The following is a 16,247-nucleotide window of genomic DNA, read 5'->3' as shown; positions in this document are numbered from 1 at the left end:
TGCGCCACCTCAAGCCGGGGTATTGAATATTCGCGACTATTGGCCAGTAATTAAGACCCTAATCGCGGACTTTGCTGAGGCACATGGAAGGACGCTGGCACGTAGTTACCGCAACTGTTGGCCGCCCACCTACGGTTGACGGTGTGGGCACCGCTGGGCAATGAATGGCAACATGCCCGTAGAAGCTGCACTCACATTCGGCCAGTTGTTCAGCTGGCGCGATATCGAGCGGCACCCGCACGACTGGATCCACGAGGCGAACCTGCCGGCGATGTGGGACCTGCGCGGGCTGACGCTCGGCAGGGTGACGGACGCGCTGCGCGCCCTGGTCGAGCGGCATGAGGCGCTGCGCACCACCTACCACGTGCGGGACGGCGTGCCGTACCAGAGAGTGCACGAGACGGTGGCGCTGCCGATCGAGCTCGTCGAGCGCGACGGCGGCGACCAGCAGGAGGCGGAGCGCACCGCGGCCGAGCTGATCGGGCGGCCATTCCCCATGGAGGGGAACCTCAACTGGCGCGGCCTGCTGGTCTGCGTGAAGGGCGAGCCGAAGTTCCTCGCGCTGTCGATCTCCCACCTGATCCTCGACGCCTGGTCGGTGCAGCACCTGCGGACACAGTTCCGCGCGCTGGCCGGCGACCCGGACGCCACCGCCGAACTGGGCCCCGTCCCCCGCACTCTGGCGCCGACCCAGCGCGGGCAGGAGTGGGCGGCCCGCCGGACGGGCGCCGAGCGCCACTGGCGCGGCGTGCTGGAGGACGGGCTCATGGACGAGTTGCCCACGCTGCCCGCGCGCGCCTACCGCAACCGCCTGGAGGCGACGCTCCACTCGCGGCGCATCGGCGGGCTGGCCCACGCGGCCGCCAAACGCCTCGGCGTCACCGCACCCGCCGTCGTGATGGCGCTGGTCGCGGCGGGCGTCGCCCGGCAGACCGGCGCGGACCGGGTCACGATGAGCCTGATGGCCTCCAACCGGTTCTCCGCCGGCGACCAGCGCGCCGTCGGCACGCTCAACCAGCTCGTCCCGGTCGTCCTGCCCGTCGACCAGGGCGCCACCCTCGCCGAGCACGTACGCGGGCTGCACTGGGCCGCCACCAAGGCCTACCGGCACGGCAGCTACGACATCGACCGCATGGCCGAGGTGGCCGCCGAGTACGGCAGGCCCGAGCACGGCTGCTGGTTCAACCACCTGCTGCGCTGCTGGTTCAACTACCTGCAGATCGACGACAAGGTCGCCGACCCGGCCGACGACAGCCCCGCCGAGCTGGTGTGGACACCGCTGGCCCAGCAGTACGGCCAGCCGTTCCGCGTCCGTGTGCAGGTGCAGCGCGGCAGGACCTCGCTGCTGATGCTCGCCGACCCGGACGTCGTCCCCGCCGACGGCATGCTCGACATCCTGCGCGGCGTGGGCCACGGGGTCCAGCTGGCGGTGAGCGAGCCGGAGACCGGGCTCAAGGAGCTGTGGAGCGGCAAGGAGCTCGACCCGTCCCTGTTCCCGCGCGAGGCCGACGGACCCACGCGCTGAGCCACTTCCGGGAGATATGCCGTGGCACGGACCCTGTACCAGTGGTTCGCCGACAGCGTCGCCCGCCACGGTGACGCCGTGGCGCTGGAGGTGGCCGGCGACCGGCTCACCTACGCCGAGCTCGACGAGCTGGCCGGGCGGATCGCCGCCGGCATCGGCGGCGACGCTCCCCGGGTCGGGCTGCGCGCCGACCGCACGGTGCTGGCCTATGCCGGTTACCTGGCGATCCAGCGGCTCGGGCGCACGGTCGTGCCGCTGAACCCGGCCGCGCCGCAGGCACGCAACGAGACCATCGCGCGCGCCGCCGGCCTCGTGCTCGCCACGCCCGCGCCCGCCGGGCGGGCCGCGCCCGCGGGCGCCCAGGATCCGGACGGCCTCGCCTACATCCTGTTCACCTCGGGCTCCACCGGCGTGCCCAAGGGCGTGCCGCTGCGCCACAGCAGCGTGGACGCCTACCTGTCGTACGTGATCCCGCGCTACGAGCTGGGGCCCGGCTGCCGCGTGTCGCAGACCTTCGACCTGACCTTCGACCTGTCGGTCTTCGACATGTTCGCCACGTGGGGCAGCGGGGCGACGCTGGTCGTGCCGCTCAAGTACGACCTGCTCAAGCCGGTGACGTTCGTGACCAGGCACGAGCTGACGCACTGGTTCTCGGTCCCGTCGGTGGTCTCGGTGGCGGCGCGGCTGCGCCGGCTGGGGACCGGCACGATGCCGTCGCTGCGCTGGAGCCTGTTCTGCGGGGAGCCGCTGACACTGCAGCAGGCCGACGCCTGGCGGGCGGCCGCGCCGCACAGCGTCCTGGAGAACCTGTACGGGCCGACCGAGCTGACCATCAGCTGCACCCAGTACCGCCTGCCCGCCGAGCGGGCCGACTGGCCGGAGCCGGCCAACGGGACGGTGCCGATCGGCGTGCCGTACCCGCACGTGGAGCACACGGTCATGGACGGCGAGCTGTGCCTGAAGGGCGTGCAGCGCTTTCCCGGCTACCTCGACCCGGCCGACGACGAAGGCCGCTTCCTCGGCGAGTGGTACCGCACGGGCGACCGGGTGGCCTGGGAGGACGGGCTGCTGGTGCACCACGGGCGGCTGGACCAGCAGGTCAAGATCGCGGGGCATCGCGTGGAACTCGGCGAGATCGAGGCGGCGCTGCGCCGGCAGCCGGGCGTGAGCGAGGCCGTCGTGCTGGCCCTGCCCGGCGCTGACGGCGAGCTGGTCCTGGAGGCCGCCTGCACGGGCGCGGGCGTCGACACCGCCACCCTGCTCAGGGGCGTCGCGCAGGTCCTGCCGCGCTACATGGTGCCGCGCGCGGTGACCGTCCTGGACGAGCTGCCGCTGAACGGCAACGGGAAGGTCGACCGGCGCGCCCTAGCCGATATGTACGGCCAGCGCCTCCCATAGCGAGCCGACCGTGGCGAACGTCTCCTCGTCCAGGATGTCGTCCGGCAGCGCGACCGCGTAGCCGTTCTCGATGTCGACGAGCAGCTGCACCACGCCCATCGAGTCGAGCCCGAGCCCGGCCAGCTCGTCGCGGGCCGAGAACGCCCCGGAATCGGCGTACGGCAGGTGCGGACGCAGGAGACGCTGAAAGTCAGCAGGTATTTCCAACATATGCCACCTCGCAATAAATCTGCCTACCACTAACCGTCCCCTATTCATAAGGGGTACCGCTAGTGGCAGCTTCTCGCTATCCCCTAGCGGCCACCGCGCACCCATTGTGGTAACCCCAGAGAAACCCAATTCTGAAAGCGTGAAGACTGCGAAGCTGTGCTGGGGTCAGCGCTACATGTGGCTGCGATTCCACCAGTTACCCCCTGCTCACCGCCACGAGACGCACGTCGTGCTCAGGCTGGGCGTGCACGAGGGCATCACGCTGGCCAACTGCCGGGCCACGCTCACGTACCTGGCCCGCCGGCACGAGGCGCTGCGCACGACCTTCCACCTCGACGGCGACGGCGACCCCTATCAGAAGGTCAACCCCCCTGGACCGGTCCGGGCGATCGAGGTGAGCACCGAGCGGGACGGCACCCCCTCGCCCGCCGAGGTGGTCGAGGACCTGTCGAGCCGCCCCTTCGACCTGGAGTCCGAGTGGCCGATCCGCGCCTGCGTGATCACCACCGGCGGCGTGCCCAAGCAGATGGTCGTGGTGCTCAACCACCTGGCCGTCGACGTCTGGACGATCGGCGAGCTCAAACGCGAGCTGCGGATGCAGCGCGCCGGATTCGCCGGCCGCCGCCCGGCCGCGATCCAGCCGGTCCGGCACCAACCGGCCGACCTGGCGCGCTACGAGGCCTCGGCGGAGGCGGCCGTCACCGCCGCCCGCGCGGTCGCCCACTGGGAGAACGAGATCGCCCAGCTCCCCTACGACCTGTTCGCCGCCCGGCGCACCCGCCCGGAGGGCCCGCCGGGCCGCCACGCGACGCTCATCTCCCCCGCGCTCCTGTCCGTCTCCCGCGAACTGGCCGCCGCGCACCGGGCGTGGCCGTCCCTCATTCACCTGACCGCCTACACGGCGACCATGGCCGCCTACACCGGCAGCGACACCGTCGGGCACCTGTCGTTCGTCGGCAACCGCGACTCCCACCCCTTCGGCGACGTGCTCACCTGCATGTTCTCGCCGACGCTCGTGCGGGTGGACTGCTCGGGCGACCCCACGTTCGGCGAGCTGCTGGCGCGCGTCTCGGCCGCGTTCACGCTCGCCCAGGAGCACGCGTACCTGCCCTACGACGAGGTGGTCGAGCTGCTGTCCCGCGAGGGCTCACGCCGCGCCCATCCGGTACGGCTCGCCTCGGAGTTCAACTTCATCAAGCAGGCCTCCCGCGAGTACAAGGGCACGCGGACCGCGTTCACCTCGAACCCGGTGCCCGAGTCGTGGGCGCACACCGGCACCGACACCTACGTGCGGGTGGACGAGTGGAAGGACGCGGTGGCGGTCTCGCTGCACGCGGCCTCCACGGTCATGGACGGCGACGCGGTGGAGCGGTTCCTGCGCGGCTTCGAGGCCGTGCTGGTGGCCGCCCGCGACGACGGCCTCCGGCTCTCGGAAGCGGCCCGGCTCGCGGGCTTCACGCCTCCGGGCGGCCAGGCGCCGGAGCAGGGGAAGACCGCCGCCGGGTGCGGGGGCGCGCGGCCGTACCTCGGAACCTCGGACGCCGACCCGGCGGCCGAGCAGGATCTCGCGGAGATCGTCCGGCAGGTGAACGGCCTGCGGAAGACGGACCTCACGCGCAGCTACACGCTCGCCGGCGGCCGCGCCCTGCGGATCCCGCGCGTGCTGGCAGAACTGGGCGCCCAGGGCTGGACCGGACTCGACGTCTGCCAGCTCGCCGGTCCCATGCCGCTCCGGGCGCTGGCCCGACGGCTCGTCCCCCTTTCCACGCAAGATCGGAACAGACTCGGAGTGGTCACATCATGAGCGTTTCCAAGCACCACGAGCTGGTGGCGTCCGAGCAGGAGCTCCGTGACGTCGTCAACCGCGAACTGGCCGGCGCCGGCGCCGGCTCCGACCTGGTCATCATGGGTGGCCACTTCATGCTCTTCGAGAACGAGGAGGGCAACCTGGTCTCCGGCATCATCGAAGAGCAGGACTCCGAGGTGATGAAGCGCCGCATCGCCGGCCGCGTCGGCATCTTTCCCGGCTACACCTGGCGGCTGTCGGTGGACCTGCTGCGCGACCATCCCGAGGCCCGCCTGCTGCTGCTCATCAACGACTGGCAGTACGTCCCCCAGAACGGCCGGCCGGCAAGCGAGCTGCGCGCCGAGTACTACGAGGGCTTCAACCAGCTCCCCTCCTCCTACGAGAAGGAGCTGCGCAGCGTGGGCCTGTCCCCCGACAGCATGCTGCCCAGCAGGAAGCACCCGCTGGCCTTCCCCGAGACCTGGCTGAAGTACCGCTTCCAGAAGACCGCCGCCAAGCTCGTCAAGCAGGGCCGCCTGGAGAAGCGCTACCTGGAGGCGGGCGAGAGCAAGCCCGAGGTCTCCTTCCTCGACGACAACGGCAACTACCGCACGCTGATGAGCTGCGGCATCACCGGCTGCGCCGGCGAGATGACCGAGATGGTGGCCGAGGTCTACAACGCCGGCTACCGCACGCTGCTCGTCTACGCCCCCGGCGAGTGCCTGAACCCGGTCGAGACCGGCGTCGACATCGCCCTCAGCCTGTACGGCCTGCCCGGCATGACCGTCATCATCACCGACCCGGGCGGCAGCGGGGAGATGTCGGCCGACGAGATCTTCGGTGGACTCGTCACGGTGTGCACCATCAGGAGCTGATTCCGTGAACATCATCTACCTGGACAACTGCGCCACCACGCGCGTGGACGAGGAAGTCCTCGACGCGATGCTGCCCTACCTGCGCGAGGACTTCGGCAACCCGTCCTCGCCGCACGTCCTGGGCAAGCGCGCCCGCCGCGCCGTCGACCTGGCCGCCGCGTCGGTGGGCGAACTGCTCGGCGCCGACCCGAGCACGATCGTCTTCACCTCGGGCGCTACGGAGAGCAACAACGTCGCCCTGCTCGGCCTGTTCGAGCACGACGACCGGGCGCCGGTCAACGCGGTCTTCTGCCCGACCGACCACAAGTCCTCGCTGTCGATCGGGGGCGCGCTGGCCGCCCGCGGCGTGGACACCAGGACGATGGCGGTGCGCGAGGACGGCCAGGCCGACCTGGCCGACCTGCGCGCCAAGCTCGACGCCCACACCCGGGTGGCCACCGCGGCGTGGGTCAACAGCGAGATCGGCACCATCCAGCCGATCGCCCAGATGGCCGCGCTCTGCCACGAGGCCGGCGCGCTGCTGCACGTGGACGGCGCGCAGGCGGCCGGCCGTATCCCGATCGACGTGACCGCGGAGGGCATCGACACGCTGTCGCTGTCCGCCCACAAGGTGCACGGCCCGAAGGGCGTCGGCGCGCTGTACGCGCGCCGGGAGGTGCGCCGCAGGCTGCGCCCCGTCATGTACGGCGGCGGCCAGCACGAACTGCGCAGCGGCACGATCCCCACCCATCTGGTCGTCGGCCTGGGCGCGGCCTGCCGGCTGGCCCAGCGGCGCCTGAACGACAACTGGTCGGCCATCACGCGCCTTCGCGAGGTGGCGCTGAAGGTGCTGTCGGACAGGGTGCCGGGGTTCCGCTTCAACGGCGACCCGAACATCTCGGTGCCGCACGTCCTGAACGTGGTGCTGCCGGGGGTCCGCGGGGAGAGCCTGGTGTCCGGGTTGCACCGGGTGGCTCTGTCGACCGGGTCGGCGTGCAACTCCGACTCCCAGGAGCCGTCCTACGTCCTCACCGCAATCGGCGTCACGGCCGACGACGCCAACAGCTCGGTCCGCATCTGCCTGAGCCCGCAACTGTCGGAGGAGGATCTGGTGACGGGGCTGGAGCTCGTGTGCGAACGCGCCAGGGGCCTCGCCGAGGTCGTCACCGGCGCCTCCGCCCACTACCGCTGACCCCGCCACGACCAACCCAGCCAGGGACCACCCGAAAGGGCGGCACCCCCGAAGGAGCGGCACGCGCTGGAGTGCGGGCTTGGGGTTACGACCCGGAAGGAACGGCCCGGGGGTGCCGGAACGGGAAGGGCCCGACGGCCGGTGTGGTCGTCGGGCCCGGGAAGGAGGTGAGTCAGTGGCCGTTGGGCAGGAACTTGCGGGCGGCCTGGACGCCGGCCTGGAAGCGGCTGGTGGCGTCCAGGTCCCGCATGAGCGTGGCGATGTGCCGGCGGCAACTGCGCACGGACATGCCGAGCTTGCGGGCCACCACCTCATCGGTGTACCCCTTGGCCATCAGGGCGGCGATGGACTGCTGCAGGTCGTCGGCGACGTCGGCGTACCCGGCCTCGATGCCCTCAAGCGGCGTGGCCGTCTCCCAGAGGTGGTTGAACAGGTCCAGGAAGAACTGGGCCACTCCCTGGTTGTGCACCCGCGCCACGTTCGCCTCGCCGTCGGCCACGCCGAAGAGCACGACGAGCGAACGGTCGAAGACGATCGCCGAACGCGGGATGTGGCTGACGGTGTAGACCGTGGCCCCCGCCTCGGTCAGCCGCTTCATCTTCATCCGGGTGGCGAGGTCGGCACGGTTGCGGTGCTGGCAGATGATCCGGACGGAGATGCCGCGCCCGAGCAGCGTCAGGTACGTCTGGGCGAGCTCGTCCCCGTCGATCCCGCTGGACTGCAGCACCAGGACCTCGTCGCGGCAGGCGTCACCGGCCATCTTCAGGAAGCCGCGCACCTCCATGCTGCCCACCAGGTAGTCGATCGAGCCGCCGGGCGTGGCGCCGTCGCCGGCGTAGTCCTGGCGGAAGATGTCGATCCGCTCCCTGATCTGGTCGATCAGCTCCCGCCGCTGGTAGATCTCCCGCTCCACGTAGGACACGAGAGAGGCGGCGGCCACCTCGGGATCGACGGGCAGGAACCGCTGGCCCCTCCCGTCGCCGGGCCGCAGCAGGCGGCTGCCGACGAGCTGGTCCACCGCCTCCCGCATCTCATGGATGCCGATGCCCAGGTCGGCCGCGGCCACCTCGACGGCCTCGATCGCCCCCTTACGCGCCGCATATCGGTATACCGCCGACACGTGGTCCCCCTCGACCGGCGCCCGTCCCGTGAAGAACGCACTCGTCGTCATGATCTACCTCCCCTGTTCTGCGAACTGCTCGGCCACCGAGATCACGTACTGGCCGTACGCGGACTTCTCCAGTGCGACGCCGAGCCGGTGGCAGGCCTCGGCGTCGATGTATCCCATGCGCAGGGCGATCTCCTCGAGACAGGCGATCCGCACTCCCTGGCGCTGTTCCAGAAGCTGCACGTACTGCCCGGCCTGGAGCAGGGACTCGGGCGTCCCGGCGTCCAGCCAGGCGAAGCCGCGACCGAGGTCGACCATCGTGGCCTTGCCGCGTCGCAGGTAGTCGCGGTTGACGTCGGTGATCTCCAGCTCGCCGCGCGCGGACGGGGCGAGGTTCTTGGCGATGTCGACCACGTCGTTGTCGTAGAGGTACAGGCCCACGACCGCGCGATTGGACTTGGGTACGGCCGGCTTCTCCTCCAGGGAGAGCAGGCGGCCGTCGGGGGCGGTCTCGGCGATGCCGTACCGCTGGGGGTCGCTGACCGGGTAGCCGAACAGCACGCAGCCGTCCACGTCCCGGCACTCCTGGCGCAGCACGCCCTGGAAGTCGTAGCCGTGGAAGACGTTGTCGCCCAGGATCAGGGCCACGCTGTCGTCGCCGATGTGCTCGGCGCCGAGCACGAACGCCTCGGCGATGCCGTTGGGCTCGGGCTGTTCGGTGTAGTCGAGGCGCAGGCCGAGCTGGGAGCCGTCGCCCAGCAGCCGGCGGATCTGCGGCAGGTCCTCCGGAGTGGAGATGACCAGGATCTCCCGGATGCCGGCCAGCATGAGCACCGACAGCGGGAAGTAGACGAGCGGCTTGTCGTTGACCGGGAGGAGTTGTTTGGAGACGGCCAGCGTGGTCGGCAGCAGCCTCGTGCCGCGCCCGCCGGCGAGGAGAATCCCCTTCATCGTGGTCCGCCTTTCGCTCGGTACCACTGGACGGTCGCGGCCAGCCCTTCGGCGAAGGGCACCTCGGGCCGGTAGCCCAGACCGCGGATCTTGGAGTCGTCGAGCGAGTAGCGCCGGTCGTGGCCGGGCCGGTCGGCGACGTGGTCGATCATGTCGGGGCCCGCGCCGCAGGCCCGCAGGAGCAGGTGGGTGAGCTCGTGGTTGGTCAGCTCGGTGCCGCCGCCGATGTTGTAGACCTCGCCGGGCGCGCCGTTCTCGGCGACAAGGAGGATGCCTCTGCAGTGGTCGTCCACGTGGACCCAGTCGCGTACGTTGCGGCCGTCGCCGTACAGGGGGACCTTCTTGCCGGCCAGGAGGTTGGTGACGAACAGCGGGATGAGCTTCTCGGGGTACTGGCGTGGGCCGTAGTTGTTGCCGCAGCGGGTGATGCGCACGTCCAGGCCGTGGGTGTGGTGGTAGGCCAGGGCCATGAGGTCGGCGGCGGCCTTGGCGGCGGCGTAGGGCGAGTTGGGCTTCAGGGGGCAGGTCTCGTCCCAGGAGCCGGTGTCGATGGAGCCGTACACCTCGTCCGTAGATATCTGGATAAATCGCCCTACTCCGGCGTCCAGTGCGGCCCGCAGCAACGCCTCGGTGCCTGCCACGTTGGTCCGGACGAACTCCGCCGCGCCCGCGATCGAGCGGTCCACGTGGGTCTCGGCGGCGAAGTTCACCACCATGTCGTGGCCCGGGACCAGCTCGGCCAGCAGCCCGGTGTCGCACACGTCGCCCTTGACGAAGCGCACCCTCGGGCCGGCCGGCACGTTGGCCGGATCACCGGCGTAGGTGAGCTTGTCCAGCACGGTGACCCGCCCGGCCGGACGGCCGAGCAGGTGCCTGACATAGGCGGAACCGATGAAGCCGGCCGCGCCGGTGACGAGGGTGCGCATGGCGATCAGGTCCCCGCTCTCGTACGCCGGCTGAAGAGAATGAGCGCGGCGCCCAGCAGCAGCGCGGCCATCGCGGCCAGCACCGCCAGCTCGGGGAGCACCGCGAGCAGGCCGGTGCCCGGCCGCGACAGCGCGAGCAGCGCGTCCATGCCCCACGCGTGCGGGAAGAAGTGGCCGATCGTGTTGAGCGTCTCGCCCGCCGCCTCGCGTGGCCACAGGCAGCCGCCCAGCATGCCGAGCACGACGCCGAGCGACGGGCCGATCGCCGGGGCCTGGTCGGGGTTGTTCAGCAGCGTGCCGACCAGGATCGCCGCCGCCGTCGCCACCAGCGCGAACACGCCCACCACCGCGGCCACGCCCAGCGGGTCGCCCCACCGCACGCCGAAGGCCAGCGAGCTGACCACCACGATGAGCGCGGCCTGCGCGATCGCGACCGCGAAGCGGCTCAGCGCCTCGCCCATGAGTACGGCTCCGCGCTTCACCGGGGCGGTCAGCGCCCGCTGGAGCATGCCGAGCCGGCGGCTCTCGACCATGGCGGCGGCCACGGCCATGGAGTTGATGAACGTGAACAGGAGCAGGTTGGCGGGGGCGGTGTAGGCGAAGCCGCGGGGTTCGCCGCCGGGCGACTCGGTGTCGACGACGGTGACGCGGCCGGTCTGCGCCTGCGCCTGCCGTACCAGGAGGGCGGCTTGGTGGGGTGTGGAGCCCGCGCGCTCGGCGGCGGCCGAGGCGGCGAGGACGCCCGAGACGCGGCCGACGGCGACCTCGACGGCGGCGCGCGCGGCCACGCCGCTGCCGTTGTTCTCGGTCGCGACGAGGTCGAGGCGGGACGAACCGGGGGTGACCACCAGACCGGCGGCCAGCGAGCCCTCGCGCACGCCCGACTCCAGCTCGGACTTGGCGGCCACCGGCGTGATCTCCAGGTCGGGGTGGCGGCGGAGCTCGGCCAGCACCGCGGCGGTGACGGGGTCGCCGCCGGGCGCGACGACGCCGACGGACAGCCGCTCGCCCACGGTGCCGCCGCCCAGCGCCATGCCGACGAAGATGATCGAGACGAACGGCATGACCGCCATGAAGAACAGGCCGGTCCTGTCGCGGGTGTGGCGGCGCAGGTTGGCCAGCACGAGCGCCAGCACGGGACGGGGCCTCATCCGAGCAGTCCCTTCTTGAGTCCTGCGGCGGCCAGGCCGCCCGCGGTCAGCGCGATCGCGCACAGGACGCCGATCGGCAGCGCCACGCTGGCCAGTCCGTCACCGGAGCCGGCCAGGCCGACCAGCGCCTGCGAGGTCCAGCCGTTGGGCGTGAACAGGGCCACGACCTGCAGGGCGTCGGGCAGGTTGGGGATCGGCACCAGGCTGCCGCCGAAGAACGCGGCCACGAACGAGACCGCCATGATCACGCCGTCGGCCTGCGCGTCGGTCTTGACCCGGCTGGCGACCAGCATGGTGATCGCGGCGGCGGCCAGCACGTGCGCGCACAGGACCGCGAAGACGGCCACCGGGTCGCCCCACGTGGTGCCGAAGATCAGTGTCGAGGAGGCCCAGGTCACGCAGACGCCGAAGAGCGCGAGCGCGAAGCCCACGATCGCCTTGCCGGCGACCGGCACCCAGGGGGCCAGCGGTCCGGCGCGCATCCGGTTGAGCGTGCCCAGCTTGCGCTCGGTGAGCAGGCTGCGGAAGGAGGCGCCCACCACGAAGAAGGCGAACAGCGCCGCCATGCCGGAGCCGTAGTAGACGGAAAGGTCCACCTTGCCCCCGGCGAGAGGGTCGCTCACCACGCTCAGCGGTTGCGCCGGGCCCGCGGCGAACCGCTCCGTCAGCGCCCTGGACTCCACCATCACCGCGATCCGCTCCACCAGCGACCTGGCCACCACTCCGGCCAGCGGCGACTCGGGCGTGGTGAGCACGGAGACCTGTCCCGCGCCGCCCGCGCCGACCGTGCGGCTGAAGTCGCGGCCGAACACGATCGCCGCGCCGACGCCGCCGTTGTCCACGGCCCGCCGCGCCGCCTGCTCGCTCGGCAGGTCGCGCAGCGTGAGCACGCCCTTGAACTGCTCCGCCGCGGCGATCTCCCGCCGGACGTCGGCGGGCAGCCGGCCGCGGTCGAGGTCCACGACGCCGACGGTCGCGCGCAGCGGCGGGTCGTCGCCGCCGAGCGCCAGCCCGAACAACGTGGCCAGCGCCACCGGCACGATGACCGCGATGATCAGCGCGGTGCCGTCCCGCAGCCGCGTACGCAGCTCCAGGGCGCTCACTGTCAGCAGGGGTCGCATCATCCTCAGTCCCTGAGCGTGCTGCCGGTCAGGTGGAGGAAGGTCGCCTCCAGGTCGGGTTCGATGACCTCGGTGGCGGTGACGGTGGCGTAGCCCTCCACGGCGGTGATGAGCGCCGGAAGCAGGTACCTGCCGCCCTCGGCCAGCAGGCGCACCGAGCCGTCGCCGGTCCTGGCCGCCTCCAGCACGCCCTCGACGGTACGGAGCTTCGCGAACGCGGCGTCCACGTCGCCGTCGAGCACCAGCTCGATCTTGTCGGCGCTGCCGACCATGGCCACGAGCTCCTGCCGGGTGCCTTCGGCGACGATCTGGCCGTGGTCGATGATGGCCACGCGGTCGCAGACCCGCTCGACCTCCTCCATGTAGTGGGAGGTGTAGAGCAGCGCCATGCCCTCGGCGACCAGGTGCTCGACGCCGTCCAGGATGGCCTTGCGGCTCTGCGGGTCGACGCCGACGGTGGGCTCGTCGAGTATGAGGATCTCGGGGCGGTGCAGGAGGGCGGCGCCGATGTTGATGCGCCGCTTCATCCCGCCGGAGTAGGTGTCGAGCTTGCCGTCGGCGCGGTCGGTGAGGCCGACCAGTTCCAGTACTTCGTTCACGCGGCCGGCCAGCCGCCTGCGCGGCAGGCCGAACAGGCGGCCGAAGAAGCGCAGGTTCTCCCGGCCGGTCAGCTCGGGGTAGAGGGCGATCTCCTGCGGCACGTAGCCGATCTTGGCCTTGGCCCGCAGCGGCTCGGCGCCGAGGTCCACGCCGCCGACCGTGACGCTCCCGGAGTCGGGACGCAGCAGGCCGACCAGCATGGAGATGGTCGTGGTCTTGCCCGCGCCGTTCGGGCCGAGCAGCCCGTACGCCTGACCGGGCGCGATGGAGAAGCCGACGTCCCGTACGGCGACGACGTCACCGTAGCGCTTGCTCAGGCCGTGGCAGGACAGGGTCGCGCTCACGGGTTCCACCCCTTAGCGTCCACGGGCTCGCCCTTGTCGGCGCGGTTGCCCCAGATGGTCTGCCGGTCGAGATCGCAGCCGAGCTGGTAGTCGAGCGGGCTGTTGCCGGTGACGCGGTTCCACAGGATGTGGTTGTCCAAGGCGTCGTCGCCGCCCCAGTCCTTGGAGGAGCCGACGGTGAAGGCGGCGCCCATGACCGACTCCCCGCTCGGGTGGTTGCCGTGGACGCGGTTGTCCACCACGCTCACCCGGTGGGTGCCGATCAGCGCCAGGCCCACGCCGGAGATCGGCGGCCCGGCCGCGCCGAGCCCGTCGGGCTGGATGCCGGCCGCCAGGTTGTTGCCGAACAGCTCGTTGCCCGCCACCAGGCAGTCACGGACGCCGCCCTCGGGCTCGCCCTCGTAGATCTGGTTGAGGAGCATGATGCCGATCGCGTTCTCGTGGCAGGAGTTGCGCAGCACCCGCGTGCGCGAGGAGTTGTCGACGAAGATGCCGAACGCGTTGCGGACGACCTCGTTGCCGGTGACCTCGCCGCCGGCGTCCGGGCAGAAGCTCAGCGCGATGCCGCCGTACTGGGTGCCGTAGGCGCGGCACGCCACGACCTCGCACCCGCTCGACTCGCGCAGGTAGACGCCCCACACGGCGTTGTCTGCTGCCTCCACCTCGCGCACCGCGACGCCGGCGACCGTGTGGGCGTAGACGCCCGCGCCGGTGAAGCCGCGCACGGTCAGGCCGGAGATCTTCACGCGGGCGACGCCGTTGGCGCTGATGCCGCTCAGCACGCTCGCGTCGGCGTCGTGCAGCTTGGGGATGTCCGGCAGCACGTCGCCGCCCGGGACCAGGACCGTCCTGCCCATGCCGGCGCCGCGCAGCGTGACGTCGTCGTGCCTGATCCAGACGGTCTCCGCGTAGACGCCTTCCTCAAGGAGGATCTCGGCGCCGGGGCCCGACTCGTCGAGCGCGCGCTGGATGGACTCGCCCGGCTTGACCACGTGCATCAGTGGGTTCCCTTCCGACGGACGTAAACGATCGCGAGGGAGACGAACAGGCCGGAGCCGTGACCCCAGCGGGCGGCGCCGGTGACGCGGCCGGCGTGCGGCGGGAGCCGTACGAGGGCGGCCTTCTCGCTGGCGCCACTGACGGTGAAGACCGCGCGTCCGGGCAGGTCGAGACCGGTGGAGGCGATCAGCTCCGCGGCGGCCTCGTCGAGCAGGCGGCCGGCCCAGCCGGCCGGCCGTTCGCCGGTCTCCTGGAAGTCGTGCCAGCTGAAGCCCGGCGGACGCCCGCCGACGGCCTTGATGAAGCTCTCCTTGACCGAGAAGGTCGGCCCGCCGCCGCCCATGACGCGGTCGAACGTCTCGCCACCGCGCCGGGCGGCCGTGGCGAGCCGGTCGGCGGCGACGATGTCGACCCCAAGGAGGACGGCGGGCACGCTCATGCCAGCGCCCCCGCGCAACGCCCGGCGAAGCCTTCCAGCGCCGCGGTGTACTCGTCGCCGCGCTCGATCATCGGGATGTGGCCGCTGTCCTCGACGACCACGATCTCGACCGGGTAGCCGGCCAGTACGTCCAGCCACGGGTCGACCGGCGTCATGCGGTCGTGGCGGCCCCAGATGTAGATCGACGGGCAGGCCACCCGGTCGAGGGCGGGTTTGACCTGGTAGGTGCGGGTGGCCTTGAGGCTGCGGGCCATGCTGACCATCGACTCGGGCCGGCGCAGCATCTCCCCGACCTCGTCCTTGCGCTCGTCGGAGAAGGCGCGCGAGCGGTCGTGGAAGAGCGCGGCCAGCATACGGTCGCCGAACTCCTGGCCGAAGGGCTGCACGCTGCCGCGCCGGTCGAAGCTGAGGCCGACGTCCGGGTCCGGGGTCAGGCCGGGGGCGCCGCTGACCACGATGCCGCGTACCCGCTCGGGGTAGCGTCCGGCCAGGTCGATGGCGACCAGCCCGCCGAGCGAGTTGGCGCAGACGATCACCTCGCCGGCGCCCGCCTCGTCACAGGCCGCCAGGAAGGAGTCGCCGAGCCGCTCGATCGAGCCCGCCACCCGGCGGTCCAGCGCGCAGATGGCCTCGTGGGTACGCAGCACCGGCCAGCCCTGCTCTTCCAGGCGGCGGTAGGGGTGCTCCCAGATCCAGCCGCCGGCGAACAAAGCGGACATGAAGACGACGGCCGGCCTGGACCCGCCGTCCAGCCGGTGCTCGGTCGTGAAGTCGGTCATCGGGGCTCCGTTCACAGGTGTGGTTCACAGCAGGGAGGCGTCGTCGGGGATCCATCCGCAGCCGCAGGCCGTACCGGCACCGACCGGGACGACCGACTCGCAGCTCGGGCAGCGTGCGTACTCCCGCGACTTGGCGGGAACCCAGATGCTCGTGTGGACGCGGGTGCACAGCCCGCTCTTGAAGAAGCGGCGCATGGCCCGCTGGTGGGGCCTGGCGTGCACGGCGCGTACCGATTCCGGCCGGTCGAAGGCGCTCAGGGTGTACTTGCGGTTGCCGACGTCGACGGTGGTCACGCCGAGGAACCCGCGCGAGGCGCGCAGCGACTTGACGATCTCGACGCTGAGCAGGTCCACGTCGGCCGCCTCCGCGGCGTCGCGGATCTCCAGCCAGGTCAGGGAGAAGGCGCCGGGCCGATCGGTACGCCCGCTCGCCGTCCTTGCGCTCACCCCGAACTCGCGCACGTCATCGGCCTCCGGCACGAACCGCGCCGAGTAGCCGAGCGTCTCGGCCAGCGCCAGCCGGTCGAAGATCCGTCGTACCTGCCCGTCGGCCGTCACCAGGTCGGTGCCGGACACGCGGGCGGCGCCGCCGGTCGCGGGCATGCCCAGGTAGGCGGCGCGGTGGTCGGCGGTGAGCGTCCAGGAGACGGTCACGGCGTCCGCGTCGCCGGTCATCCGCCCGACCTCGAAGCGCAGGCCCTTGAAGCTCTCCATCAGAGCGGCGGCGTGCGCGGCCAGCTCCTCGCCGCTCAGCGGCCCGCCGGAGTCGGGGTCCTCGTAGCGGGTGACGCGACCGGCCACCATGGCCGCGTCCTCGCGCCGCCACGCGTCCAAGTGCTCCTCGGCGATCTTCCTGGCGTCCAT

Annotated in this window: 16 protein-coding genes; 5 read left to right on the top strand and 11 right to left on the bottom strand. The window is 71.6% G+C overall.

Features of this window, described 5'->3' with window-relative positions:
* Positions 1-172: 172 nt before the first annotated feature.
* Positions 173-1,525, top strand: a complete 1,353-nt coding sequence (locus tag ACIBHY_RS34260) for a condensation domain-containing protein (protein WP_397252678.1) — start codon at positions 173-175, stop codon at positions 1,523-1,525.
* 21 nt (positions 1,526-1,546) lie between these two features.
* Entirely contained in the window at positions 1,547-2,923 is a 1,377-nt protein-coding gene (locus ACIBHY_RS34255) for an AMP-binding protein (protein WP_397308853.1), read from the top strand.
* Here the strand turns inward: ACIBHY_RS34255 and ACIBHY_RS34250 are convergent.
* Positions 2,891-3,133: a phosphopantetheine-binding protein gene (locus ACIBHY_RS34250; RefSeq protein WP_184971190.1), complete on the bottom strand. Its 243-nt coding sequence runs from the start codon at positions 3,131-3,133 to the stop codon at positions 2,891-2,893. The two genes, ACIBHY_RS34255 and ACIBHY_RS34250, sit on opposite strands and share 33 nt — an antisense overlap.
* Positions 3,134-3,272: 139 nt before the next feature.
* Here ACIBHY_RS34250 and ACIBHY_RS34245 point away from each other — a divergent pair, with 139 nt between their 5' ends.
* Genes ACIBHY_RS34245 through ACIBHY_RS34235 form a run of 3 tightly spaced genes read left to right on the top strand, consistent with a single transcriptional unit; the run spans position 3,273 to position 6,965 of the window.
* Complete coding sequence (locus ACIBHY_RS34245; RefSeq protein WP_397308852.1) at positions 3,273-4,937, top strand: condensation domain-containing protein; 1,665 nt, start codon at positions 3,273-3,275, stop codon at positions 4,935-4,937.
* Positions 4,934-5,794: an LPD16 domain-containing protein gene (locus tag ACIBHY_RS34240; RefSeq protein WP_397252681.1), complete on the top strand. Its 861-nt coding sequence runs from the start codon at positions 4,934-4,936 to the stop codon at positions 5,792-5,794. Before ACIBHY_RS34245 ends, ACIBHY_RS34240 begins: the two co-directional genes overlap by 4 nt.
* Positions 5,795-5,798: 4 nt before the next feature.
* Positions 5,799-6,965 carry a cysteine desulfurase family protein gene (locus ACIBHY_RS34235; RefSeq protein ID WP_397252682.1) on the top strand — a complete coding sequence of 389 codons (1,167 nt, stop codon included), beginning with the start codon at positions 5,799-5,801 and terminating at the stop codon, positions 6,963-6,965.
* A 172-nt stretch (positions 6,966-7,137) separates the two neighbouring features.
* Here the strand turns inward: ACIBHY_RS34235 and ACIBHY_RS34230 are convergent, their stop codons facing one another.
* The 10 genes from ACIBHY_RS34230 to ACIBHY_RS34185 are packed head-to-tail and all read right to left on the bottom strand — an operon-like array spanning position 7,138 to position 16,247.
* The gene (locus ACIBHY_RS34230; protein ID WP_397252683.1) at positions 7,138-8,136 is read right to left on the bottom strand and encodes a hypothetical protein; all 999 of its coding nucleotides are present in this window, start codon (positions 8,134-8,136) and stop codon (positions 7,138-7,140) included.
* A gap of 3 nt (positions 8,137-8,139) precedes the next feature.
* Positions 8,140-9,024 (bottom strand): glucose-1-phosphate thymidylyltransferase RfbA, encoded by an 885-nt coding sequence (rfbA, locus tag ACIBHY_RS34225; protein WP_397252684.1) that lies wholly within the window; start codon positions 9,022-9,024, stop codon positions 8,140-8,142.
* Positions 9,021-9,950, bottom strand: a complete 930-nt coding sequence (rfbB, locus tag ACIBHY_RS34220) for a dTDP-glucose 4,6-dehydratase (protein ID WP_397308851.1) — start codon at positions 9,948-9,950, stop codon at positions 9,021-9,023. Before rfbB ends, rfbA begins: the two co-directional genes overlap by 4 nt.
* Before the next feature lie 5 nt (positions 9,951-9,955).
* Entirely contained in the window at positions 9,956-11,101 is a 1,146-nt protein-coding gene (locus ACIBHY_RS34215) for an ABC transporter permease (protein WP_397308850.1), read from the bottom strand.
* Positions 11,098-12,225 (bottom strand): ABC transporter permease, encoded by a 1,128-nt coding sequence (locus ACIBHY_RS34210; protein WP_397308849.1) that lies wholly within the window; start codon positions 12,223-12,225, stop codon positions 11,098-11,100. The genes ACIBHY_RS34215 and ACIBHY_RS34210 overlap by 4 nt, the downstream gene beginning before the upstream one ends.
* Positions 12,226-12,227: 2 nt before the next feature.
* The gene (locus ACIBHY_RS34205) at positions 12,228-13,166 is read right to left on the bottom strand and encodes an ABC transporter ATP-binding protein (RefSeq protein ID WP_397308848.1); all 939 of its coding nucleotides are present in this window, start codon (positions 13,164-13,166) and stop codon (positions 12,228-12,230) included.
* Positions 13,163-14,164 (bottom strand): nitrous oxide reductase family maturation protein NosD, encoded by a 1,002-nt coding sequence (locus ACIBHY_RS34200; protein WP_397308847.1) that lies wholly within the window; start codon positions 14,162-14,164, stop codon positions 13,163-13,165. Before ACIBHY_RS34200 ends, ACIBHY_RS34205 begins: the two co-directional genes overlap by 4 nt.
* Positions 14,164-14,604 (bottom strand): hypothetical protein, encoded by a 441-nt coding sequence (locus tag ACIBHY_RS34195; RefSeq protein ID WP_397252690.1) that lies wholly within the window; start codon positions 14,602-14,604, stop codon positions 14,164-14,166. The genes ACIBHY_RS34200 and ACIBHY_RS34195 overlap by 1 nt, the downstream gene beginning before the upstream one ends.
* Positions 14,601-15,383: an alpha/beta fold hydrolase gene (locus ACIBHY_RS34190; RefSeq protein WP_397308846.1), complete on the bottom strand. Its 783-nt coding sequence runs from the start codon at positions 15,381-15,383 to the stop codon at positions 14,601-14,603. Before ACIBHY_RS34190 ends, ACIBHY_RS34195 begins: the two co-directional genes overlap by 4 nt.
* Positions 15,384-15,407: 24 nt before the next feature.
* Positions 15,408-16,247 carry an ester cyclase gene (locus ACIBHY_RS34185; RefSeq protein ID WP_397308845.1) on the bottom strand — a complete coding sequence of 280 codons (840 nt, stop codon included), beginning with the start codon at positions 16,245-16,247 and terminating at the stop codon, positions 15,408-15,410.

This window comes from Nonomuraea sp. NPDC050547 (genome assembly GCF_044457345.1).
In the GTDB taxonomy this organism is placed as follows: domain Bacteria; phylum Actinomycetota; class Actinomycetes; order Streptosporangiales; family Streptosporangiaceae; genus Nonomuraea.
This window is presented reverse-complemented; position numbering and strand designations above follow the sequence as displayed.